The sequence below is a fragment of the Polynucleobacter sp. MWH-Aus1W21 genome (genome assembly GCF_018687275.1).
GTDB lineage: Bacteria > Pseudomonadota > Gammaproteobacteria > Burkholderiales > Burkholderiaceae > Polynucleobacter.
In genome coordinates, this window is the sequence record NZ_CP061287.1 from 2,009,729 (window position 1) to 2,032,488 (window position 22,760).

Here is a 22,760-nt window from a genome sequence, read left to right on the forward strand (position 1 = left end):
GTAACTGAAATGCCAAAACAATTTTTAGTTTTTGCAAATTTCGTTGATCGCCTAAATGACCGTTTTGGTGTTTTAGCAAGTTGGATGGTTCTTATTGCCGTACTGGTCAGCACAGCAAATGCACTGATCAGGTACGGCTTTAACATCAGCTCAAACGGTTGGTTAGAAGCGCAATGGTATTTGTTTGCCGGCATGGTGATGTTTGGTGCCGCCACCACTTTTCGTATGAATGAGCACGTGCGGGTTGACGTGCTCTATGCCCTATATCCCAACAGAGTTCGACTTTGGTTAGATTTCTGGGGTGGCATTGTTTTCTTTTTACCAATGACCATCATTATTGGTTACTACTCTTGGGAATTTTTTATTACTTCGGTAATTCAAAATGAAACCTCGAGTAATCCAGGCGGTCTTATTCGTTGGCCAGTTCGCGGTGTGATTACTTTGGGCTTTTTCTTGTTAACGCTCCAAGGTCTCTCAGAAATCATTAAGCGCTATGCAGCCTTGACTGGCATGATTCAAATCGATCCTAAATACGAAAGACCTCTCCAATGATTAGCCAAGATTTGATGGCCCCCATCATGTTTGGGGGTCTGATTGTATTTTTATTAATTGGATATCCGGCAGCCTTTTCTTTAGGTGCTGTTGGCTTATTCTTCTCTTTCATTGGTATCGAGATGGGCATGTTTCAGCCCACCTTCTTACAAGCGCTACCAGATCGCGTGTTTGGCATCTTGTCGAACGACCTTCTACTCTCTATCCCATTCTTTACTTTCATGGGTGCCATTTTGGAGAAGTGTGGCTTGGCAGAAGACATGCTCGAAGGCTTGGGTCAGTTATTCGGCCCGATCCGTGGAGGCTTAGCTTATGCCGTGATTATTGTTGGCGCGATCCTGGGTGCAATTACCGGCACCGTTGCGGCCTCTGTGATTGCCATGGGTTTAATTTCCTTGCCAATCATGTTGCGCTATGGATATAACCCTCGCGTAGCAACGGGTGTGATTGCCGCCTCCGGAACGATTACTCAACTCATCCCACCATCACTAGTCTTAATTGTATTAGCTGACCAGCTGGGTAAATCAGTTGGTGATATGTATGCAGGAGCTATCGGACCTTCGATCATCCAAGTGGTGTTGTTCTGCTTGTTCATTTTCTTCTTGTCCATTTTTAGACCGCAAGATGTACCAGCACTTCCTCCAGAAGCGCGCCCAAAAATTGACTGGAAATTGTTCAAAAAAATCCTTTGGGGCATTGTTCCTTCAATCGCCTTGATCTTCTTGGTGCTCGGAACCATCTTGATGGGTCTAGCAACGCCAACTGAAGGTGGTGCAATGGGTTCTGTTGGAGCTTTAGTTCTCGCAGCAATGAACAAGCGTCTACAAAAGCCTTTGGTCTGGGAGGCAATGACTTCAACCATGCGCATTAATGCCATGGTGATTTTCATTCTGATTGGATCCACTGTCTTTGGCTTGGCATTCCGCGGCGTTGATGGCGACCTTTGGATTGAGCATCTGTTGTCAGGATTGCCGGGTGGCCAAATAGGCTTCTTAATTGTGGTGAACTTGTTTGTTTTCTTCTTAGCCTTCTTCTTGGACTATTTTGAAATCGCCTTCATCATCATTCCACTATTGGCTCCTGTTGCAGACAAGCTTGGCATTGATCTCATTTGGTTTGGTGTGCTTCTCGGTGCCAATATGCAGACTTCATTTATGCATCCACCATTTGGATTCGCCTTGTTCTATCTTCGTGGGGTAGCGCCAAAATCACTGAAAAGTTCCGATATTTACTACGGGGCTTTGCCATGGGTTGGTCTACAGCTGATTTTGGTTGCGATCATCATCTTCATTCCTGAGACTGTTACTTACTTCATTGACAAGCCGGCGGTTGCAATGGACGTGAATGCTGTCTCAGTCGATCCACTCGCTGGTGTCGAGCAAAATGAGATCACCATAGACTCCAGTGCTGATATCGAGCGACAATTACGAGAGAATAAATAGCTATTACAAATAGCAAAATAAAAAATAGAGGGGATTTACGATGCAAGCAAAGTGGGGTATTCGGGGGATGGCGGTAGCACCGCACTCCCTCGCTTCTGAATCAGCTTTAGCAGTTTTACGTGAAGGCGGTAACGCACTGGAAGCCATGGTGGCTGCGGCAGCAACCATTGCAGTGGTGTATCCACATATGAACTCTATTGGGGGTGACTCTTTCTGGGTGGTGCATTCACCCGGCAAGGCTATGGGCGGGATTGATGCCTGTGGTGCTGCTGCCGGTTTAGCAACCAAGCAATGGTATGCAGAGCGTGGCATCACCAAGGCCATTCCATTTCGGGGGCCTGTTGCAGCCAATACTGTTGCAGGAACCATCTCTGGTTGGGGTGCTGCTCACAAACTATCCAAACAAGGCTTGGGCGGCAAGATTCCTTTATCTCGTTTATTGGCTGATGCAATTCATTACGCAGAAGCAGGAGTACCCGTTACTTATAGTCAATCGAGTTTGACCGCAAAGAAACGGGAGGAGCTCAGCCCGATTCCCGGCTTCGCTAAAACTTTCTTGGTGAATGGCAAAGCACCTACCGTTGGCAGCATCTTTAAACAAGAACGTCTTGCAAAAACTTTGCGCCAAATTGCAGAAAAGGGAACGGATGACTACTACCGTGGAGATCTTGCGCAATTACTTGGAAAGGAATTAACCGACATTGGTAGTCCATTGCGCCTAGATGACTTACATCGTCATCATGCCAAACTCATTGATCCATTAGAACTCAAACATAGTCTAGGCAAGGTATACAACATGATTCCGCCTACCCAAGGCGTTGTCTCTTTGATGATTATTGGCATATTGGATCAGTTGAACTTAAAACGCTTCAAGGTTGATAGTCCAGAGTACGTTCATCATTGTGTTGAGGCAACCAAGCAAGCATTTAAGATTCGCGATCAATTTGTGACAGACCCTGCGTATATGACGAAGAATGCGCAATCTTTTTTAGCACCTGCATTCCTGAAAAAACTTGCTAAAAATATTGATCCCAATAAAGCGCTGCCATGGGGTCAAGGCAAAGGTCCTGCCGATACGATTTGGATGGGTGTCATTGATGGTGATGGCAATTGTGTTTCCTTCATTCAAAGTATTTATCACGAGTTCGGCGCAGGTATTGTTCTACCAAAGTCTGGTGTGAATTGGCAGAACCGCGGATGCAGCTTCTCGTTAGATCCTAAAACACTTAACCACCTCGAGCCATATAGAAAACCGTTCCACACACTTAATCCGGCGATGGCTTTATTTAAAGATGGTCGCTCGATGGTTTATGGAACGATGGGGGGTGATGGTCAACCGCAAACGCAATGCGCCGTCTTTACTCGCACTGCCACTTACGACTTAGACCCGCAAGATGCTATTAGTCGTCCACGCTGGCTGCTCGGTCGCACTTGGGGTCAAACGAGCGATAGCTTAAAACTCGAGTCTCGCTTTAGTCCTTGGGTAGCAAAAGAACTACATGCCTTAGGTCATGAGATAGAAATGCTCGATGCCTTCGATGAAACCGTCGGCCATGCTGGATGCATCATTCGCGATCCATCAGGCACATTGCGCGGTGGATGGGATCCTCGCAGCGATGGAGCCGTTAGCGCGTTTTAGTAATAAACATTTTTGGCACGCGCAGATCCCAGTGAATAGCTGCTGCGCGTAGCCCAAAAATTCCGAGCATACAAATCACAGAACCTTCAACCACATACTGTGGCAAGAAGTTCAGCACTAAAACATAAGCAACACAACCCAAGGTCACCGGAATCGCATAAAGCTCATGTGACATGATGAGTGTTTTTCTACCGGCAAGCACATCACGCAATAATCCGCCGCCGATTGCAGTCACCACCCCTAAGATGACCGGAGCTACCGGCAAACCAAAATCCATATTCCAGGCCTTATCCGCCCCTTGAATTGCAAATAGCGCTGCACCAAAGCCATCGATATAAAGCATCCAGCGGTAAATTTGCGGTTGGGTGAAAAAAGATTCTGCGAAGAATGTAATGATGCTGGCAGCTAGAGCAAGCCATACATACATTTGATTCTCTGACCAAAAAACAGGGGATTCTAAAATGATGTCTCGAATAGTGCCGCCCCCAATCGCGGTTATTAACCCAAGCACCAAGACGCCAAAGAGATCAACGCCGCGATCGGCAATCGCCAAAACCCCTGTCACAGCAAAGGCCATGGTTGCAATGATGCCAATCCAAAAATTAATATCTTCCATAAGAATAAGTCTAAAGCACTTTATCTTTACTCTTACTTGAATAGCTATTCTGAATATACTGTTAGCCATGAGCTCAGATAAGGTATTGATATGACCCCAAAGCTATATAGCTTTTGGCGCAGCTCTGCTGCCTTTCGGGTACGCATCGCCCTCAACCTTAAGGGCATGAACCACGAAATTATTCCAATCCATCTCAGTAAAAATGGTGGCGAGCAGTTGGGAGAGATATTTAGCAGCAAAAATCCCAATCGCTTAGTGCCTTTATTTGAATCTGGTGAGATCAAAATTCATCAATCCTTAGCGATCATTGAATATCTAGAAGAAGCTCAACCAGAGCCTCCGCTCCTACCAAATTCAACAATAGATCGAGCTTGGGTGCGATCTATTGCAATGGATATCACCAGCGATATTCATCCAATTAATAACGTTCGCGTACTCCGCTACCTCATCAAAAAACTCGGCATTACTAACGAAGCTAAAGATGAGTGGTACCAACACTGGGTAAAAGTTGGGCTAGAGAGTATTGAAAAGCAATTGAGCAATGACTCTAGGGTTGGGAGGTTTGCCTACGGCGATCATCCGGGCTTAATTGATATCTGCTTAGTGCCTCAGCTATTTAATGCGCTAAGCGCAAAAGTAGATGTGGAACTCTACCCCATACTCATGAGCATTTTTCATGAGTGTATGAAGTTGCCCGCTTTTATTGATGCATCTTGGGAAAAACAAATAGATGCCGAAGGCTCAAACCCCGTTGCTCCACCACAGAAATAATGAGAGCGTAAGCAAAGAGCTCACCGTAGTAATCAATACCACTCTAGAAATAATGCTGCCATCAGCTTTGTAATACTGAGCCAACATAAAAGGCCCGGTGCCAGTAGGGAGTGCACTCAAAATCACAATAGCGCTTACCCATAAATCAGGCAAACCCAAAATCGGACCCGCAATAATCCAGGCAATTAAGGGTTGCAGTATTAACTTTGCCAAACTAATACCCCACGCTCTTCCTGGAGCAGCAGTACTTTTTTGGATGAGAAACAAACCAATTGAAACTAAAGCGCATGGCGTAGAAGCGGCAGCTAAAAATGAAATCACTTGAGCAACCGGATCGTACAAAGTTAATTCACTAGAAGCCCATATCAAACCGGCGACTGGAGCTATGAGCAATGGATTAGTACATAAGGATTTAATAACGCTTAAGACAATCTCATGCGACTTCTTGTGCGACAAGATACCAATCTCTATAAATACCGTTGCTAAAGCAAACATCACAAATACTATGAAGGTTGAAATAATGGCTGGAGCTAGGCCATCTTGACCAAGAGCAAGCGCGCACAATGGAATGCCCATGTAACCAGTATTTGAATAAGAAGCACTGAGCCCATCAAAGCTTGCGGCGGCTAAGTCTCGATGACGCATCCAGCTCACAAGTAGCACTAAGGCAAAAACAATTAAGCAACTCAGGAAAAATGCAGCGATAAAGCCAGGCTGCCACAGTGTTTGCCATCCGCTATTGGCGGCAAAGTTAAATAGTTGAGCAGGCAAAGCCAGCCAAACAACAAACCGGTTTAACTCAGTAGAGGCATTGATGCCCAACTTACCAGCGCGCCCACCAACATACCCAATCAGTATGAGTAAGAAAACAGGTAGAACTACATTAAATACGTAGAGCAAAATTTATTGTGGAGGTTAGGCAATCTTTTTCAGCGTCTTGACATAACGCTGTGCATTTTTCACGTAACGCCCAGCGATATCGTGAATCCCCGCTATTTGCTCCGCAGTTAGCTCTTTCACCGCTTTTGCTGGAGTTCCTAAAATCATAGAGCCGTCCGGAAATTCTTTTCCTTCTGTAACGAGCGCACCTGCACCAACCAAACAATTTTTTCCAATCTTGGCGCCATTCAAAATTACTGCGCCAATGCCAATCAAACTGCCGTCGCCAATTTGACAGCCGTGCAGCATAACCTGATGCCCAACGGTGACATGCTTACCAATAATGAGTGGATAACCGGGATCGGTATGCAAAATAGATGTGTCTTGCACATTGCTACCAGCGCCAATTTGAATAAGATCGTTATCACCACGGATAATGACTTTGGGCCAAATGCTCACATCTTGATGGAGCTCTACTTTACCGATCACTTCTGCGCTTTCGGCAACCCATGCACCCTCAGCCAAATGAGGGGCATTTCCGTCTAGTTCAAATATAGCCATGACTCATTATAGGTATGAATCAGGCTATAGATGAACAGCCTTGCACTAAAAATCAATTACCAGTTAGGTTCGCGATCTGGTGATGAAGAAATGCGATGCACACTTAAATCGGCACCTTCGAACTCTTCTTCTTGAGACATACGAATACCTAAGGTCGCCTTCAGGGCGCCGTATACGACAAAACCACCGATCAATGCAATACCTACACCTAAGGTGCTACCAATCAGCTGCCCGGTAAAAGTGATACCGCCGAGACCACCAAAAGCTTTGGTGCCAAAAATACCTGCGGCTAAACCACCCCATAAACCGCACAAACCGTGCAATGGCCAAACACCAAGAACATCGTCCAGCTTCCAGCGGTTCTGTACCAAGGTAAACATATATACAAAAAGTCCGCCAGCAACTAAACCAACAAACAAAGCGCCAAGAGGATGCATTAAATCTGAGCCAGCACAAACTGCTACCAAGCCAGCAAGAGGACCGTTATAGGTAAAACCTGGATCGTTTCGACCGACTACCCAAGCAGCCAATGTGCCACCAACCATCGCCATCAATGAGTTCATTGCAACCAAGCCGCTGATCTTGTCGATTGTTTGCGCGCTCATCACGTTAAAGCCAAACCAACCTACCGCCAAAATCCAAGCACCCAAAGCCAAGAAAGGAATGCTTGATGGTGGATGAGCAGAAATTTGCCCCTCTTTTGTATAGCGGCCACGGCGAGCACCCAAAAGAATAACGGCCGGCAAGGCAATCCAACCACCTACGGCATGCACTACAACTGAACCAGCAAAGTCATGGAACTCTTCACCTGTTAGACCTTTAATCCAAGCCTGAATACCGTAGTGTTGATTCCATGCAATACCTTCAAAGAAGGGATATACAAAACCAACCAAGATAAAAGTAGCAATAAGCTGAGGATTAAATTTAGCGCGCTCTGCAATACCACCTGAAATAATTGCCGGGATTGCAGCAGCAAAAGTCAGCAAGAAGAAAAACTTCACTAACTCATAGCCATTCTTCTCAGCGAGTAACTCTGCACCAGAGAAAAAGTTCACACCATAAGCAATGCTGTAACCAATAAAAAAATATGCAATCGTTGAGACTGCAAAGTCCACTAAGATTTTTACTAAAGCATTCACCTGGTTCTTCTTGCGTACAGTGCCCAACTCCAAGAACGCAAAGCCCGCATGCATGGCAAGAACCATGATTGCACCGAGCAAAATGAATAAAGCATCGCTACCTGTTTTCAAAGTTTCCATGAAATTTCCCCTCTTATTTTTTGCATCATTATGGGGAATATAAAAACCCAAAGAAGTGCGGGTTGCACCCAATTAGTGCATAGATAGGTTTATTTATGGTTTATTATCGTTTTTACATACACCTAAGGGAGAACCCATGAAGAAATTCCTCATTGCTTTGGCCGCTTTAGCCTCTTTTTCAGGCTTTGCACAAGCACAAGAAACAATCAAAGTATTAAGCACACAAGAACTCGCTAATGTTTGCAAGCTCCCTGCAAGCCCAGAATCACGCAGTTTTTGTATTGGCTTTACCACCTCTGTTTATGAAACCTATTTAGCCACTCGCCACCCGCAACGTGCAAAGCCATTTATTTGCGTAAAGCAACCAGCTCCAGCACGGGATGAAGTGATTGGTGATTTTGTAAAGTTCGCACAAAGCAATCCACAAGTTGGCGATAAACCAGCGGCAGGTGTTTTCTTGGGCTTCTTAGCTTCACGCTTCCCTTGCGCCAGAAAATAATTCCAGCAGCTTAGCCAAACTAATACACTTTTAAAGGATCAGTTGAGATGAAAAAAATTATCGCAATTACCGCAGCAACTTTAGCAATCGTCGGTTGCTCAAATATGAGCAATACTGAACAACGCACGCTCTCAGGCGCTAGCATTGGCGCAGCAGCTGGTGCTGTTGGCACCGCAATCTTCCACGGCAACCCTATCTGGGGTGCAGTAGGTGGTGCAGCAGTTGGCGCAGCTTCTGGTTACGTATACGATGCCTACAAGAAAGAACAAGCTTCTGAATACAACTCTGGCTATAAAGCTGGAAAAAATAATCAGCCAGCTAAGGCCCCTAATTAAGCTCTAGCTTAGCTTGAAACCCTGGCCTACAAGGCCTGAGCGTAGCAAAACAAACCCAGCTCGTATTAATTTACCAGCTGGGTTTTTATTTGGATCTGTCCAGCCAGTGCTTTATGAATTGGACACTTATCAGCAATCTCCAATAAGCGCTCTTTTTCTTCTGGGCTTAAATTTCCCTGCAGTTGAATCTCGCGAGAAAAGATTTCAACATCATCTGCTCGTTCGATATCAACAGTCACAATGGCATTTTCTAAATTCATTTCCTTGCGACCGGCGTACATCTTTAAAGTCATGGATGTACAAGCAGCTAGGGCTGCACCAAGATACTCATGAGGACTTGGTCCGGTTCCGGAGCCACCCTTTGCGGTTTCTGCATCAGATAAAAAATGCAAATCACCAGCAGTCAATTTCTGCTGTAGTGGACCCTCTCCAAACTGCGACACGACTTTTCTCATAAACATCCTAAATAAATAATTGCAATCGGAACAACTTTAAAGATGACTTTACCCGGAATGGGATTTACTTGCTTTGTCTGCAGTAGGCAATTGCGCCTTCTTCCAAGCACTGAAACCACCCTCTAAATGACAAATATTTGGCACGCCCATTCTCTGCAACATTTGAGTCGATAAGGCGGAGCGCCAGGCAGAGGCACAATACAAAATGAGTTGCTTACCTTCACCGAAAATTGGCTTGTAATAAGGGCTATCGGGATCAACCCAGAACTCCAACATTCCTCTAGGGGCATGAAAAGCATTGGGAATCATGCCCTCTCTTTCCAATTCACGAACATCACGAATATCAACAAACACTACATTGGGATCTGCCAACAATTGCTGGGCTTTTTCCAAGGGCAGAGTTTCGATTTCAGTCATTGCGCTCTGAATGAGCTCTTGATATCCAATCTTTAATTTCACCAATATCTCCCAAATTAACAATGCCTCATTTTTATCAAGTACCTGCTACCATTCTGCTATGAACTTTACCCCGACAGAACTTGGCGCAAGCATTATTTTTACAATTGCAGTTTTGCATACTTTTTGTACTGGTTATTTTGAATCTATCGCCAAAAAATCTCCGCGGCACGCAGGGCTTTGGCACCTTCTTGGCGAAGTAGAAATTGTTTTTGGCTTTTGGGCCGCTATTTTAGTTATTTTTATCTCTTTGAATGATGGTCTAGCTACTGCTAAAGAGTTTTTAAATAAACGCAACTTCACTGAGCCGCTATTTGTTTTTGCCATCATGATTGTCGCTGGCACAAAACCTATTTTGTATTTTGCGACGAAAATTTTGCATGCTTTAGCTACGGCATTGCAATACCTATTGCGCATTAGAAGTGCTCCCGCTTTATATTTTCTAACTCTGGCGATCACACCTCTTCTAGGCTCAGTCATCACCGAGCCAGCTGCGATGACCCTGGCAGCCTTTCTGCTGCGTGATTTAGTCTATCGCCATAAATGCTCAACAGCCCTCCTGTTTGGAACGCTTGGAGTTCTCTTCGTCAATATCTCCATCGGTGGGACACTCACCAACTTTGCTGCGCCACCAGTACTGATGGTGGCCTCAACTTGGGGGTGGAGCTCAGCATTTATGTTTGCCAACTTTGGCATTGAGTCCTGCATAGCCATTTTTATTAACGCTCTAGCAGTCACGCTTTTATTTCATCACCAACTGATTGAGCCAGATGCAGATAAGAAAGAAGTCAAAATTCCATTGGCCGTAATTTTGGTTCACCTACTCTTCTTGTGTGGGGTGGTGATGTTTGCACATGACCCGATAATTTTTACTTGGATTCTGTTGTTCTTTATCGGCTACACCACTGCTTATCCAAAACATCAAAGCCCATTAATTCTGAAAGAAGCTTTGCTGGTCGGCTTCTTCTTAGGCGGCTTAGTCGTACTAGGCTCATTACAAGGCTGGTGGCTACAACCCATCCTCGAAATGATGAGCCCTACTGCAGTCTTTTATGGAAGCCTTGTATTAACTGCGTTCACAGACAATGCAGCGCTCACTTACCTAGGCTCATTAGTCACCGGCACCTCACCGGAATTTAAGCTCGCCTTAGTGGGAGGAGCGGTAGCAGGAGGAGGTCTAACCGTAATTGCCAACGCACCCAACCCAGCTGGAATTGCTATCCTGCGACAACATTTCCCTAATGGCGCGGTCTCAGCACTCTATTTGCTAGTTGCCGCCATTCCACCAACAATAGTGGCTATCTTGGCTTATCGACTCATCTGAGGCCTCGACAAGACTTAGGCAGTAAAATCTGAGCTTCGCCCCCAGCTATAAACCTGAGAACGGCATATGAAAAAGCTCTACATCAAAACTTTCGGCTGTCAAATGAACGAGTATGACTCGGGCAAGATGGCCGACCTATTACATGCCGATGAAGGCATGGTCATGACAGATCGACCGGAAGATGCCGATGTTGTCCTTCTGAATACTTGCTCTATTCGAGAAAAAGCTGAAGACAAAGTCTTTTCGGACTTAGGCCGACTTCGCGAGCTTAAGAAAACAAAACCCAATCTATTGATTGGTGTTGGAGGCTGCGTAGCAAGTCAAGAAGGTCAGCAAATTGTCAGTCGCGCACCATATGTTGACGTGGTCTTTGGCCCGCAAACATTGCATCGCTTATCCGACCTTATTGCAGAAAGACGTAAAACAGGCGTCTCTCAAGTAGACATTTCATTTCCAGAAATTGAAAAGTTTGATCATCTTCCGGCATCACGACAAACTCGTGGCTCAGCCTATGTATCGATCATGGAGGGCTGCTCTAAATACTGCAGTTACTGCGTTGTACCTTACACACGCGGCGAAGAAGTTTCTAGGCCTTTTGACGATGTACTCACTGAAGTGGCCGGTCTTGCCGGTAAAGGCGTCAAAGAAATTGTTCTGCTAGGCCAAAACGTGAATGCATATTTAGGCAAGATGGGCAATACCGAAGAGATCGCTGACTTTGCTCTTCTCATCGAATACATTGCTGAAATTCCAGGTGTTGAACGAATTCGATTTACCACTAGTCACCCTAAAGAATTTACCCAACGCCTTATAGATGTCTATGCAAAAGTACCTAAGTTAGTTAGTCACTTACACCTACCCGTTCAACATGGATCAGATGCCATGTTGTCAGCAATGAAGCGTGGCTATACGGCACTAGAGTTCAAAAGCATCATTCGCAAAATGCGCGCAGTTCGTCCTGACCTTACGCTATCAAGCGACTTCATTGTGGGCTTTCCAGGTGAAACAGAGGCAGACTTTGAGAAACTCCTCAAGATGGTCGAAGAATTAAATTTTGACAATAGTTTTTGCTTTATATTCAGCCCACGTCCAGGCACACCAGCTGCGAACTTACACGATGACACGCCTTACGAAGTCAAACTAAAGCGCCTTCAAACATTACTAGCTCTTGTTGAGGGTCAGGCAAATCAAATTAGCCAAAAAATGTTGGGCAATACTGAACGGGTACTGATCGAAGGTCTTGCTAAGGACGGCATTAACTTGCAAGGACGTGCTGAAAATAATCGCGTCATTCATTTCACGGCACCAGATCAAGATATTGAGAGCCTCATTGGCCAGATCGTAGATATACGCATCACCGAGGTCCTTAACTACACTCTCAGAGGTGAATTGGTAGAAGTAAATGTCAGCTAAGAACAAAGTCAATCCACCTAAACTAAAAATTGACTTGCAATACGCTAGTACTGCAATTGAATCTACTCTTAGCAAAATCGCTTCGCCCGCTTTAATAAAGAAATGGGTTAGGAGTACAACACCTCTTGGCGGCCTGATGACACTTCGCTTTGTAAATGCCACTGAAGGCAAAAAGTTGAACCTAGCTTTTCGCCAAAAAGATTACGCAACCAATGTGCTCACTTTTCCATACGAGCTTTCAAAAAATGAATTGGCAGCAGATATCATTTTCTGTCTCCCTGTATTACAGAAAGAAGCAAAAGAACAAAATAAATTACTGAAGGCCCATTTAGCCCATTTAATTGTGCACGGCTGCCTTCACGCTCAAGGCTATGATCACGAGGCCGCCAAAGATGCCAAAAAAATGGAAGCCCTGGAAATCCAGACTCTCCAAAAAATGGGCTTTGCTAACCCTTATCAGTGATTTGACTTATTTCTACGCTATTCTTGCTATATGCCTGACCCCAATAAATCCCTTTTAGACCGTTTAGCTGATTTTTTAACCCCTCAGCCAACGGAGCCTGGCGAACGCCGTCAAGAGCTGATTGAAACCCTGCGCGAGGCACAAGCCGAGGGCTTAATAGATGCAGATGCCCTCTCAATGATTGAAGGTGTCTTTCAAGTTGGCCAATTATCCGCACGTGACATTCTTGTGCCTCGCGCCCAGATTGATTGGATCGACATTGGTCAGGCGCTTCCTGAGATTATTAAGAATGTGATCGAAGCGGCACACTCCCGCTTTCCAGTATTTGAAGGTAGTCGAGATAATGTCATCGGCATTTTGCTAGCCAAAGATTTATTGCGTCACGCCACAGAAAAAGATTTTCAAGTGCGAGACTGGTTGCGTCCCGCTGTCTTTATTCCAGAATCAAAACGTCTTAGTGTTTTATTGAGAGACTTTAAAGATAATCGCAATCACTTAGCGATTGTGGTTGATGAATATAGTGGCGTAGCAGGAATTATTACGATTGAGGATGTCCTTGAGCAAATCGTTGGCGATATTGAAGATGAGCATGACGTTGATGAAGAGGCGGATAATCTCATTGCCCTAGATAACGGCGACATCCGCGTCAAAGGCATTACGGAGCTTGAGCAATTTAATAAAGCACTAGGCACCCACTTCGAGCTTGAAGATATCGAGACAGTAGCCGGGTTAGTTATTCAACATCTTGGCCGCGTACCTAAGATGGGTGAGCTCATTGAAATCGATAGTATTGAATTTGAGGTGCAGCGCGCCGACCCAAGACAAATTCATATTCTGCTTGCGCGACAAACCAATAAAAAATCTGACTGAGATTTACCTTGTTTGATCAGCACCCCCATCAGCAGCACAAGAGCGTCAAAATATTTTCAGTGTTTATTTTGATGCTATTGGGGGCAGCACTTGCGCTAGCTGCTGAGCTTCCTTACGGCGGCTGGATTCAGCTTCCACTTTTAAGTATTCTCTGGTGGCGTATTGATTCTTACTCATCACTCTCAATCAAAAAACAATTTGTATTGGGTCTTACATTTGGTATTGGTTACTTTGTCGTAGGTCTATGGTGGCTTTACATTAGCTTGCATGACATTGGCGGTATGAATGCGCCACTTGCTTGTATGGGAGTATTTTTACTTTCAGCTTATGTTGCCATCTACTTTTCGTTAGCCACACTGGCAATTCCTGCATTCAAAAAGAATCAGTTAACTGGTTTATTTCTGGCGGCAAGCTGGGTTGTTGCAGAATTTTTGCGCGGCTATATCTTTACGGGATTTCCTTGGATGGGACTTGCTGAAACCCAATTTACTGGACCATTCACCCATATCGCACCCTTCTTTGGCGGCTTGACTTGCACCTTCCTAGTGGTCTGGGCCTCCTGGGAACTTTATCAAGCTCGCAAACACCCCACTTCCAGCGCGCTCCTGATTGTGGCAGCCATTAGCCTGACTCAATTTGCTGGGCTATTTACTTTTACTAAGCCCATTGGAGAGCCAATTACCATTCGACTCATTCAGGGCAACTTTGAACAAAGTCTGAAATTTAATCCTCAAGCTATTGGTAAACAGATTGATTTTTATGCCGGTGAAATTACTAAGCAAGCAGCCAATCTCATCATCATCCCCGAGACTGCATTCCCATGGCCTATTTCGAATTTACCAATCGGCCTGCTAAATTACCTGCAAGATTACTCTAACGATAGCCATAGTAATGTTCTTCTTGGCTTGATTGGCGAAGTACCTGGAGAGGGTGGCATGCAATACTCCAATCGCGCTACTGGACTCTCGCCAAACACGCCAGCCTATCAATACGACAAGGCGCACCTCGTTCCCTTCGGAGAATTTATTCCTCCCGGATTTCAATGGTTTGTCAAAGCATTTCACGTACCAATGAGCGACTTTGCTAGAGGGAAAATAGATCAATCTCCGTTTGCGATTGTGCGCAAGGGTCAAGCAGATATTCATGCTGCTATTACGATTTGCTATGAGGATGTCTTTGGTAGTGAGCTAGCCTCGCGGATTCAGCACAGCACCCAGCCAGTAAATTTACTTATCAACATGACTAATCTTGCATGGTTTGGTGAATCGCAGGCCTCTACACAGCAACTCAGGCTATCTCAGCTACGATCTTTAGAAACTGGGCTGCCTGCTTTGCGCGCCACCAACACAGGCATTACAGCCGTCTTAGGACCTGATGGCAAAGTATTGCAATCCCTTCCTGAATTTACCCAAGGCACTCTAAGCACTCAAGTCCAGGCCTATTCTGGAAAAACGCCTTATGTCATTTGGGGCAATTTTCCGATTTTGGGTCTTTCTTGCCTCCTCTTGCTCTGGGGTCTCATTCGCCATAGACGTTTTTAGGCATTTTTTAACTCCGGAGTGTCCTAGCCATGTAAAATCAATGGCTTAGCCAGGTTAATCATGCTTACTTTTCAGCAAATCATTCTCAAACTTCAAGATTATTGGGACCAACAAGGTTGTGCCCTATTGCAACCTATCGACCTCGAGGTAGGCGCTGGTACATCTCATACCGCCACCTTCTTACGCGCCATTGGTCCAGAGCCTTGGAAAGCTGCCTACGTGCAGCCATCGCGTAGACCAAAAGATGGTCGCTATGGTGAAAATCCAAATCGCTTGCAGCACTACTACCAATACCAGGTAGTGCTTAAACCAGCCCCAGAAAATATTCTTGATCTTTATCTAGGATCTCTTGCCGCACTCGGCTTAGACCTTAAAGAAAATGATGTTCGCTTTGTGGAAGACGACTGGGAAAACCCAACGCTTGGCGCTTGGGGTCTTGGCTGGGAAGTTTGGCTCAACGGGATGGAAGTGACACAGTTCACCTACTTCCAACAAGTTGGTGGCTTAGATTGCAAGCCTGTACTTGGTGAAATTACTTACGGTATCGAACGTTTGGCAATGTATATCCAAAACTGCTCTAACGTGTATGACTTAGTTTGGGCAGACGGCATCTCTTATGGTGATGTGTATCACCAAAATGAAGTTGAACAGTCTTGCTATAACTTTGAACACTCCAATACCGATCTACTCTTTGCTAACTTCACAAACTACGAGAGCGAAGCGAAGCGTTTGATGGAAGTTCCACTTGCACTACCTGCTTACGAAATGGTTTTAAAAGCAGCACATACATTTAACTTGTTGGATGCGCGTGGCGCTATCTCCGTTACGGAGCGCGCGGCCTATATTGGACGCATTCGCAATCTTTCTCGTGCTGTTGCTCAGGCTTACTTTGAGTCCAGAGAAAAGCTGGGTTTCCCAATGTGTCAACGTCAAGCTAAAGCGCAGGCTTAAGCGCATCGAGATTTCTGCATTCCATCTATGAGCACATCTAATTCAAAACCTCAATCAGCTACTTTATTGATTGAGGTATTCACCGAAGAATTACCACCAAAGTCATTGCGTCGCCTAGGTGATGCCTTCAGTGAAGGCATCTTTGCTGCACTAAAGTCTGCCGGCCTATCAACAGAAACTTCCAAAGTCACCGGCTTTGCCACACCACGCCGCTTAGCAGTTCAAGTAACTGATGTGCTAGACCAAGCACCAGATTTTCCGGTCCGTGAAAAATTACTACCAACGAGCATTGCATTTGATGCAGAAGGCAAAGCAACCCCGCCTTTACTTAAAAAATTAGGTACGCTTGGGTATGCAGACATTGATCTTGCCACTTTAGAAAAAGCTGGTGAAGGTAAAAATGAAGCTCTCTACCTTAATGTCATTGCCAAAGGTGCTGCTCTTGAACAAACCGCTCAAACTGCGCTTGAGCAAACCCTAAACAAGCTACCCATTGCCAAAATGATGCACTACCAAGTGTTACAGAAAAATGGTCAATTGGCTGATGTGCAATTTGCCCGTCCTGTTCACCGCATTATTGCACTCCACGGCGGCACCACCCTAAATATCAGTGCCTTAGGTATTGACGCTAGCAACCAAACTGAAGGACATCGCTTCTTGGCGCCAGGCAACGTAACGGTTTCTAGTGCAGATCAATACGAAGCAGATTTGCAATCTAAAGCAAAAATTATTCCCGGCTTTAACCAACGTCGCGCACAAATTGAGACGGCTCTTTTAAAGGCGGCTGGCGATGATTTGGTTTTGATGCCTGATAGCCTTTTGGATGAAGTAACTGCCCTCGTCGAATGGCCTGCTATCTATGAGTGCCACTTCGATCAAGAATTTTTAGAAGTTCCACAAGAATGCTTGATTTTGACAATGCAAACTAATCAAAAATACTTTGCATTAACTGACAAGCAAGGCAAATTACGCAATCGTTTCTTGATTGTTTCTAATATTGAAACTAATAAGCCTAATGCGATTATTTCTGGTAACGAACGTGTTGTACGCCCCCGCTTATCAGATGCTCGCTTCTTCTTCCAGCAAGATCAAAAACGTTCTTTAGCCTCACGTGTAGCTGATCTTGGCAAGGTGGTTTATCACAATCAATTAGGCAACCAGTTAGACCGCGCCAAGCGCGTTCAAGGCCTTGCTGTAGGCATCGCGAAAAAACTGGGCGCCGATGAAAAGCTGGTAGCGCGCGCTGCCGAAATCGCCAAAACAGATTTACTCACCGATATGGTTGGCGAGTTCCCAGAGCTTCAAGGAATTATGGGCCGCTACTACGCCAATCATGATGGCGAGAATGCTGATGTTGCTAGCGCCTGCAGCGAACATTACATGCCAAGATTTGCTGGTGATGGATTGCCGCAAACTCAAACCGGAACCATCTTGGCTATTGCCGACAAACTAGAAACTCTAGTTGGTATTTGGGGTGTTGGTCTCGCACCAACGGGCGATAAAGACCCTTATGCACTGCGTCGACATGCTCTAGGTATTTGCCGTTTACTCTTAGAAAAAAATCTCTCCCTCAATCTGCCAGAACTTATCGAATTAGCCCGCGCGCAGTTTCCACAGACTGATGTGCAAGAGAAGGCAAAAGCTACCGATATCTACGCCTTCATCATCGATCGCTTGCGTGCTTATTTACGCGACCAATCTGTTGCCGGCAAAGCATTTACTAGCGCAGAAATTGATGCTGTTTTAAGCCAAGATCCAGCCCAAATTAATGATCTGTTAGAACGCTTAACTGCGTTGCGTGAATTTAATGCACTAACAGAAGCAGCTCAACTGGCAGCTGCCAATAAGCGTATTAGCAATATTCTGAAGAAAACGACTACCGCCATCCCTGCGACTTGTTCCGTAAAATTACTGCAAATTCCAGCAGAAGCTTCATTACATCAAGCATTGGAAGCGGTTACACCCGCAATCAATGCAGCTTACGAAAAACGTCAATTTGTGGAACTCTTAAGATCTCTAGTAGCTTTAAGTGGGCCAATTGACCAATTCTTTGCCGATGTCATGGTCATGGATCCCAATCCAGAGTTGCGTGATAACCGCCTGGCTCTTCTGCAACAACTTCACCAGAAAATGAATCTCGTTGCCGATCTCGGCAAATTAGCATGAGCACCAGCTCTTCTAAACTGATTATTCTCGATCGCGATGGCGTGATCAACGAAGACCGCGATGATTATGTAAAGTCAGTTGACGAGTGGATACCACTCCCAGGAAGTCTTGAAGCAATTGCTCTCCTAAATCAAGCGGGCTACCAAATTGCAATAGCAACAAATCAGTCTGGCCTCTCCAGAGGCTACTTCAGCATTAATGATTTGCACGCTATGCATAGCAAAATGGAGGGCCTACTAAAGCCACTAGGCGGTCATGTCGATAGCATCTTCTTTTGCCCTCATCAAGACGCACATCAATGTGATTGCCGCAAGCCTGCACCAGGCCTGATGAAAGAAATTGCTTTGCGCTATAAAAAAACTGATAGCGTTAAGCCGCTTTCTGGCACCCCCATTGTGGGTGACTCTTTGCGTGATCTTGAGGCTGGAATTGCTTTGGGGGCATCACCTCACCTAGTTCTCACCGGCAAGGGAGAGAAGACGCTTGCCAAAGGCAATCTACCAGATGGCACTCAAATACATACCGATCTCTTGGCATTTGCTAATGCGCTTTTAGAAGACAAGGCTTAAATTCATCATGCAATTGATTCGCTCGATTCTCTTTGCCTTATTTTTAGTGGTGTTCACGCCCATTTGGTCAGTGCTATGCATGCTGGCATTTCCTTTTTTAAGCCCTGAAAACCGCTATACCTTTATTGGACTTTGGAACAAAATTGTCATTGCGCTACTGAAGCCCCTTTGCGGAATTCATTATGAAATCCGGGGCATGAAAAATATGGAAGCAGTGCTTAATGAGCGCGTCATCATTCTTAGCAAACACCAGTCTGCTTATGAAACGATTGCTTATATCGCCTTGCTTCCAAAACAACTTTGCTTTGTGTTTAAGCGTGAGCTTCTCTGGATCCCCTTCTTTGGTTGGGCATTAGCACTTCTAAAAATGATCCATATCAATCGCTCCAATAAGCAGACTGCGGCGCATTCTGTAGCCACTCAAGGTCGCAAGCGCTTGAGTGAAGGCAAATGGATCATGCTCTTTCCGGAGGGCACCAGAACAGCCACCGGCTCAACCAAGCCTTACCGCAAAGGTGGTGCACGCCTAGCCAGCGCCACTGATGCATTGGTCATTCCTATCGCACACAATGCAGGGCGTTACTGGCCCAAAAATAGTTTTATTAAAAATCCAGGCACAGTCATTTTTTCAATAGGGCCTGCGATCAGCTCAGCCAATAAGTCGGCAGAACAGCTACAACAAGAGGTTGAGGGTTGGATTGAATCTGAAATGCGCATCATCGACCCTAGCGCGTACAAATAGAATTACCATTAAACGATTGACGCGTAAGTCAATCTTAACGCTGACTTAAGAGGCTAAAACCTTCGCCCACTCAATATAACGATCCACAGAAATATCTTGCGCTCTTGCTTTGAGTTCAATTTCAGTCAATTCGAGCCTATCAGCAAAATCCTGTAAATTAGTTCGAAGCATTTTCCTTCTTTGAGAAAAAGCTGCAGCAACTACTTTTTCTAAGGCATTCCACTGAATATCATTCAAAGTGAAATCTCTTCTAGGAATCATTCGCACTACAGCCGAGTTCACCTTAGGCTGCGGATCAAAGGCTTCAGGCGGCACCTCCAAAACCAACTCCATATCGTAGCGAGCTTGTAGCATGACTGAAAGACGACTAAAGTCAGAGCCTCCTTCCTTGGCAACCATTCGCTCGACAACCTCTGCTTGCAACATAAACACTTGTTCATCGATTGAATTTGCAGCAGAAACCAAATGAAATAGCAGCGGTGAAGAGATGTTGTAAGGCAAATTACCAACTACCTTACATAAACCTTTCTTACCAGAGCGATTCTGCGCCCATGCCAAAAAATCAAACTTAAGAGCATCCCCTTCGATCACCCTTAGGCCTTCGAGATTTTTCTCATTCCAGAAGGCCACTAAATCACGATCAATCTCTAATAGATCCAAGTGGTCAAGATTCTCTAATAAAGGCAGTGTTAGTGCACCGAGACCGGGACCAATCTCAATCACATGCGCATCAGCGCTGGGATTAATTAGGGCAACAATGGAATAAATAATTCCGTTGTCCTGTAAAAAGTTCTGGCCAAATCGTTTACGTGCACGATGCATGTATTAGGGTTGCTTTCTTTGATTTAAAGCTAATTGATAAGCCAAGCGCAAAGCTTCAAGCATGCTGCTGGAATCAGCAATACCCTTGCCGGCAATATCCAAAGCAGTTCCGTGATCTACTGAGGTGCGGATAATTGGCAATCCCAAGGTTACATTCACACCATTGCCAAAAGTGACAAACTTGAAAGGAGCCAAACCTTGATCGTGATACATCGCAATAAATGCGTCAACTTGAGCAATAGACTCGGGATCAAACATCGTGTCACCTGGATAAGGGCCTGATACCTGAATACCCATTCCCTTTGCAGCTTCAATTGCAGGTGAGATGACTTCAATTTCCTCACGCCCTAAATAGCCAGATTCACCAGCATGAGGATTTAAGCCAGCCATACGAATCACCGGATTTGCAATGCTAAATTTTTTCTGCAAATCTCGATTAACAATTTGAATTGTTTCCAATATCAAGTCATAACTGAGAGCCTTTGACACATCCCTCAATGGCAAATGGGTAGTCACTAACGCTACTCGTAAATCCCTAGGAGATTTAAGCCCTAAAAATCCGGAAGGCAAGGTCGCGCACAACATCATGACTACATGAGAAGTATCACATTGCTGCGCAAGATATTCGGTATGCCCTGTAAAAGGAGTGCCGGCATCGTTAATGACACTCTTTTGAAGCGGTGCAGTCACCATGGCATCAAAACGCCCCTGCTCACAACCATTAATCGCCTGATCTAATAGGGTAACGACATACTGAGCATTTTGAGAATTCAAAATCCCTGAGACAACAGGCGCTTCAAGCTTAATAGATTGAATCTGTAATCGATTAATCAATGCTGGATCAATATTTTTTGACAGGTTCAACAGCCGATCATCGCCCAGCAAGGTGATAGCGACGCCATTCTGTTCTCGTAGAAAATTGAGAGCAGCAGCAAGAGAAACCTCAGGCCCAATACCAGCTGGCTCACCGGTACTTACTACGAGATTAACGAGGGGCGCTGCTTGCTTCATCATCCACGTTCAGAATTTTGACTGTGGCGTTATCACGTAATTCGCGCATCCACTCTTGGTAGGCTTGATCAAATTTTCTTTCACGGATAGCTGCGCGTGCAAATTGACGCTGTTTCTCTACAGTCAGCTGACCTTCACGACGCTCCATCACTTGAATCAAGTGCCAGCCGAATTCGGTTTTAACTGGGTTACTGACTTCACCAATTTGCAATCGATTCATTGCCTGCTCAAACTCTGGCACCAAGTCTCCAGGACTCATCCACCCCAGATCTCCCCCATTTGGCGCTGAACCATCTTCAGAATATTTTTTGGCAAGCTCAGCAAAATCTGCCGTCTTAGCGCGCACCTGGTCACGATAACCCTGCAAACGCCTCTCAGCATCTTGGTCACTTAAACCAGGACGATTACGCAACAAAATATGACGAGATAAGGTTTGTGTAATGGGAATATTTTGCGGAGTGTTTGAACCAGAATCCTGGGCAACTACTTGCTGAAGAGGGGCGCCAGCTCCGACTGCCCGACGATCCAAAACTTTAAGGACATGGTAGCCGGCAGGACTTTTTACAACTGCATTTGCCACTTGTCCACCGCCAGTATTTCGAACGGCCTCATAAAATAATTGCGGCAAACGGTCAGGAGTGCGATAGCCCAACTCCTGAAACTTAATCTTGGGATTGTCTTTTGCAGCCATGGCGCCTAATTGCATGAAATCAACATCGCCGCGTGCGTCCCGCAATAGAGCATCCGCTTTCTTTTTAGCCTCAGCCTGCGCCCCAGCCCCGGCCCCAGCCTCTAAGGGAACAAAGATTTGGGCAACGTCAATTTCTTCTAGCTCCCCCTTGGCGGCTGGTGATGATCGCTGAGCCCCGCCCGAAGTCATCGCCCTGGTTCGCTCTGTAATAAAGTTGTCAACTTCAGCTTCAGAAATTTTTATCTTGGCTTCAACTTCTCTTTCGCGATAGCGAGTCAACATTACGTCATCACGTAATAATTTCTTGTACTTCTCAAATGTGTTGCCTGAGGCAATTACTTTTGCTTTAAATTCAGCGAATGTTAGTTTATTTTTTTCAGCTATGTCGCCGATGATCTTATCCAACTCTTTATTACTTACAGCTATGCCCTCTTGCTCAGCATTTTGTAGTTGAATTTTTTCAAGAATAAGACGGTCCAAAATAGTTTTTCGCAATGAACCATCATCAGACAATTTCACACCTTGCTTTTTAAGCCCGGCAATCCGATCATCAATCTCTTTGCGCGTTACAAAACCGGTATTAACAACTGCAGCCACGCCATCAATATTACGAATCTTACTGTCAGCATTAGCATTTGCTTTTACTGCATCCTGAGCAAAAGCAACATTAAAAAATAATCCCAAGCCGATGACGATGGCGTGAACGCTAATTTTATTAAAACGATTCATACAT

Annotated in this window: 24 protein-coding genes; 15 read left to right on the forward strand and 9 right to left on the reverse strand. The window is 45.2% G+C overall.

From position 1 onward, the window contains the following. Positions 1 to 9 precede the first annotated feature (9 nt). Genes ICW03_RS10425 through ICW03_RS10435 form a run of 3 tightly spaced genes read left to right on the forward strand, consistent with a single transcriptional unit; the run spans position 10 to position 3,633 of the window. Complete coding sequence (locus ICW03_RS10425; RefSeq protein ID WP_215347949.1) at positions 10 to 552, forward strand: TRAP transporter small permease subunit; 543 nt, start codon at positions 10 to 12, stop codon at positions 550 to 552. Further along, positions 552 to 1,994, forward strand: coding sequence for a TRAP transporter large permease subunit (locus ICW03_RS10430; RefSeq protein ID WP_371819926.1), 1,443 nt, complete (start codon positions 552 to 554; stop codon positions 1,992 to 1,994). The genes ICW03_RS10425 and ICW03_RS10430 overlap by 1 nt, the downstream gene beginning before the upstream one ends. 40 nt (positions 1,995 to 2,034) lie before the next feature. Further along, positions 2,035 to 3,633: a gamma-glutamyltransferase family protein gene (locus ICW03_RS10435; protein WP_215347951.1), complete on the forward strand. Its 1,599-nt coding sequence runs from the start codon at positions 2,035 to 2,037 to the stop codon at positions 3,631 to 3,633. Here ICW03_RS10435 and ICW03_RS10440 read toward each other — a convergent pair. Next, positions 3,620 to 4,249 (reverse strand): trimeric intracellular cation channel family protein, encoded by a 630-nt coding sequence (locus ICW03_RS10440; protein WP_215347952.1) that lies wholly within the window; start codon positions 4,247 to 4,249, stop codon positions 3,620 to 3,622. The two genes, ICW03_RS10435 and ICW03_RS10440, sit on opposite strands and share 14 nt — an antisense overlap. A gap of 90 nt (positions 4,250 to 4,339) precedes the next feature. On the opposite strand from ICW03_RS10440, the gene maiA reads away from it, so the two are divergent. Then, positions 4,340 to 5,020, forward strand: coding sequence for a maleylacetoacetate isomerase (gene maiA / locus ICW03_RS10445; RefSeq protein ID WP_215347953.1), 681 nt, complete (start codon positions 4,340 to 4,342; stop codon positions 5,018 to 5,020). On the opposite strand, the gene ICW03_RS10450 is transcribed toward maiA, so the two are convergent. Genes ICW03_RS10450 through ICW03_RS10460 form a run of 3 tightly spaced genes read right to left on the reverse strand, consistent with a single transcriptional unit; the run spans position 4,991 to position 7,719 of the window. Next, the gene (locus ICW03_RS10450) at positions 4,991 to 5,920 is read right to left on the reverse strand and encodes an AEC family transporter (protein ID WP_215347954.1); all 930 of its coding nucleotides are present in this window, start codon (positions 5,918 to 5,920) and stop codon (positions 4,991 to 4,993) included. The genes maiA and ICW03_RS10450 overlap by 30 nt on opposite strands. Before the next feature lie 15 nt (positions 5,921 to 5,935). After that, positions 5,936 to 6,460 carry a gamma carbonic anhydrase family protein gene (locus tag ICW03_RS10455; protein WP_215347955.1) on the reverse strand — a complete coding sequence of 175 codons (525 nt, stop codon included), beginning with the start codon at positions 6,458 to 6,460 and terminating at the stop codon, positions 5,936 to 5,938. Between the two features lie 56 nt (positions 6,461 to 6,516). Then, on the reverse strand, positions 6,517 to 7,719 hold the full coding sequence (locus tag ICW03_RS10460; RefSeq protein ID WP_215347956.1) for an ammonium transporter: 1,203 nt from the start codon (positions 7,717 to 7,719) through the stop codon (positions 6,517 to 6,519). A gap of 136 nt (positions 7,720 to 7,855) precedes the next feature. Here ICW03_RS10460 and ICW03_RS10465 point away from each other — a divergent pair, with 136 nt between their 5' ends. Together ICW03_RS10465 and ICW03_RS10470 are read left to right on the forward strand one after the other, a co-directional pair. Next, entirely contained in the window at positions 7,856 to 8,218 is a 363-nt protein-coding gene (locus tag ICW03_RS10465) for a Rap1a/Tai family immunity protein (protein WP_215347957.1), read from the forward strand. 47 nt (positions 8,219 to 8,265) lie between these two features. After that, complete coding sequence (locus ICW03_RS10470) at positions 8,266 to 8,553, forward strand: glycine zipper domain-containing protein (RefSeq protein ID WP_215347958.1); 288 nt, start codon at positions 8,266 to 8,268, stop codon at positions 8,551 to 8,553. Between the two features lie 65 nt (positions 8,554 to 8,618). Here the strand turns inward: ICW03_RS10470 and ICW03_RS10475 are convergent, their stop codons facing one another. Beyond that, on the reverse strand, positions 8,619 to 9,008 hold the full coding sequence (locus tag ICW03_RS10475) for an OsmC family protein (protein ID WP_215347959.1): 390 nt from the start codon (positions 9,006 to 9,008) through the stop codon (positions 8,619 to 8,621). Positions 9,009 to 9,056: 48 nt separating this feature from the next. Next, a complete protein-coding gene (locus tag ICW03_RS10480; RefSeq protein WP_215347960.1) occupies positions 9,057 to 9,467 on the reverse strand; it encodes a rhodanese-like domain-containing protein in 411 nt (136 codons plus the stop codon). Between the two features lie 58 nt (positions 9,468 to 9,525). On the opposite strand from ICW03_RS10480, the gene ICW03_RS10485 reads away from it, so the two are divergent. The 9 genes from ICW03_RS10485 (at position 9,526) to ICW03_RS10525 (ending at position 19,503) form a co-directional block, all read left to right on the forward strand. Continuing rightward, entirely contained in the window at positions 9,526 to 10,788 is a 1,263-nt protein-coding gene (locus ICW03_RS10485; RefSeq protein WP_215347961.1) for a putative Na+/H+ antiporter, read from the forward strand. A 66-nt stretch (positions 10,789 to 10,854) separates the two neighbouring features. Further along, the gene (gene miaB / locus ICW03_RS10490) at positions 10,855 to 12,201 is read left to right on the forward strand and encodes a tRNA (N6-isopentenyl adenosine(37)-C2)-methylthiotransferase MiaB (protein WP_215347962.1); all 1,347 of its coding nucleotides are present in this window, start codon (positions 10,855 to 10,857) and stop codon (positions 12,199 to 12,201) included. Beyond that, entirely contained in the window at positions 12,191 to 12,664 is a 474-nt protein-coding gene (gene ybeY / locus ICW03_RS10495) for an rRNA maturation RNase YbeY (RefSeq protein ID WP_215347963.1), read from the forward strand. Before miaB ends, ybeY begins: the two co-directional genes overlap by 11 nt. A gap of 30 nt (positions 12,665 to 12,694) precedes the next feature. After that, complete coding sequence (locus tag ICW03_RS10500) at positions 12,695 to 13,534, forward strand: HlyC/CorC family transporter (RefSeq protein ID WP_215347964.1); 840 nt, start codon at positions 12,695 to 12,697, stop codon at positions 13,532 to 13,534. A gap of 8 nt (positions 13,535 to 13,542) precedes the next feature. Continuing rightward, positions 13,543 to 15,075 (forward strand): apolipoprotein N-acyltransferase, encoded by a 1,533-nt coding sequence (gene lnt / locus ICW03_RS10505; RefSeq protein ID WP_251374399.1) that lies wholly within the window; start codon positions 13,543 to 13,545, stop codon positions 15,073 to 15,075. Positions 15,076 to 15,135: 60 nt separating this feature from the next. Beyond that, complete coding sequence (gene glyQ / locus ICW03_RS10510; RefSeq protein ID WP_068319536.1) at positions 15,136 to 16,026, forward strand: glycine--tRNA ligase subunit alpha; 891 nt, start codon at positions 15,136 to 15,138, stop codon at positions 16,024 to 16,026. A gap of 27 nt (positions 16,027 to 16,053) precedes the next feature. Next, on the forward strand, positions 16,054 to 18,192 hold the full coding sequence (gene glyS / locus ICW03_RS10515; RefSeq protein WP_215347965.1) for a glycine--tRNA ligase subunit beta: 2,139 nt from the start codon (positions 16,054 to 16,056) through the stop codon (positions 18,190 to 18,192). Next, on the forward strand, positions 18,189 to 18,761 hold the full coding sequence (gene gmhB, locus ICW03_RS10520; RefSeq protein ID WP_215347966.1) for a D-glycero-beta-D-manno-heptose 1,7-bisphosphate 7-phosphatase: 573 nt from the start codon (positions 18,189 to 18,191) through the stop codon (positions 18,759 to 18,761). The genes glyS and gmhB overlap by 4 nt, the downstream gene beginning before the upstream one ends. 7 nt (positions 18,762 to 18,768) lie before the next feature. Further along, positions 18,769 to 19,503, forward strand: a complete 735-nt coding sequence (locus ICW03_RS10525; protein WP_215347967.1) for a 1-acyl-sn-glycerol-3-phosphate acyltransferase — start codon at positions 18,769 to 18,771, stop codon at positions 19,501 to 19,503. 45 nt (positions 19,504 to 19,548) lie between these two features. Here the strand turns inward: ICW03_RS10525 and rsmA are convergent, their stop codons facing one another. Genes rsmA through ICW03_RS10540 form a run of 3 tightly spaced genes read right to left on the reverse strand, consistent with a single transcriptional unit; the run spans position 19,549 to position 22,756 of the window. Continuing rightward, positions 19,549 to 20,325 carry a 16S rRNA (adenine(1518)-N(6)/adenine(1519)-N(6))-dimethyltransferase RsmA gene (rsmA, locus tag ICW03_RS10530; protein ID WP_215347968.1) on the reverse strand — a complete coding sequence of 259 codons (777 nt, stop codon included), beginning with the start codon at positions 20,323 to 20,325 and terminating at the stop codon, positions 19,549 to 19,551. A 3-nt stretch (positions 20,326 to 20,328) separates the two neighbouring features. Then, a complete protein-coding gene (pdxA, locus tag ICW03_RS10535; RefSeq protein WP_215350313.1) occupies positions 20,329 to 21,336 on the reverse strand; it encodes a 4-hydroxythreonine-4-phosphate dehydrogenase PdxA in 1,008 nt (335 codons plus the stop codon). Next, positions 21,311 to 22,756: a peptidylprolyl isomerase gene (locus ICW03_RS10540; RefSeq protein WP_251374400.1), complete on the reverse strand. Its 1,446-nt coding sequence runs from the start codon at positions 22,754 to 22,756 to the stop codon at positions 21,311 to 21,313. The genes pdxA and ICW03_RS10540 overlap by 26 nt, the downstream gene beginning before the upstream one ends. Positions 22,757 to 22,760 lie beyond the last annotated feature (4 nt).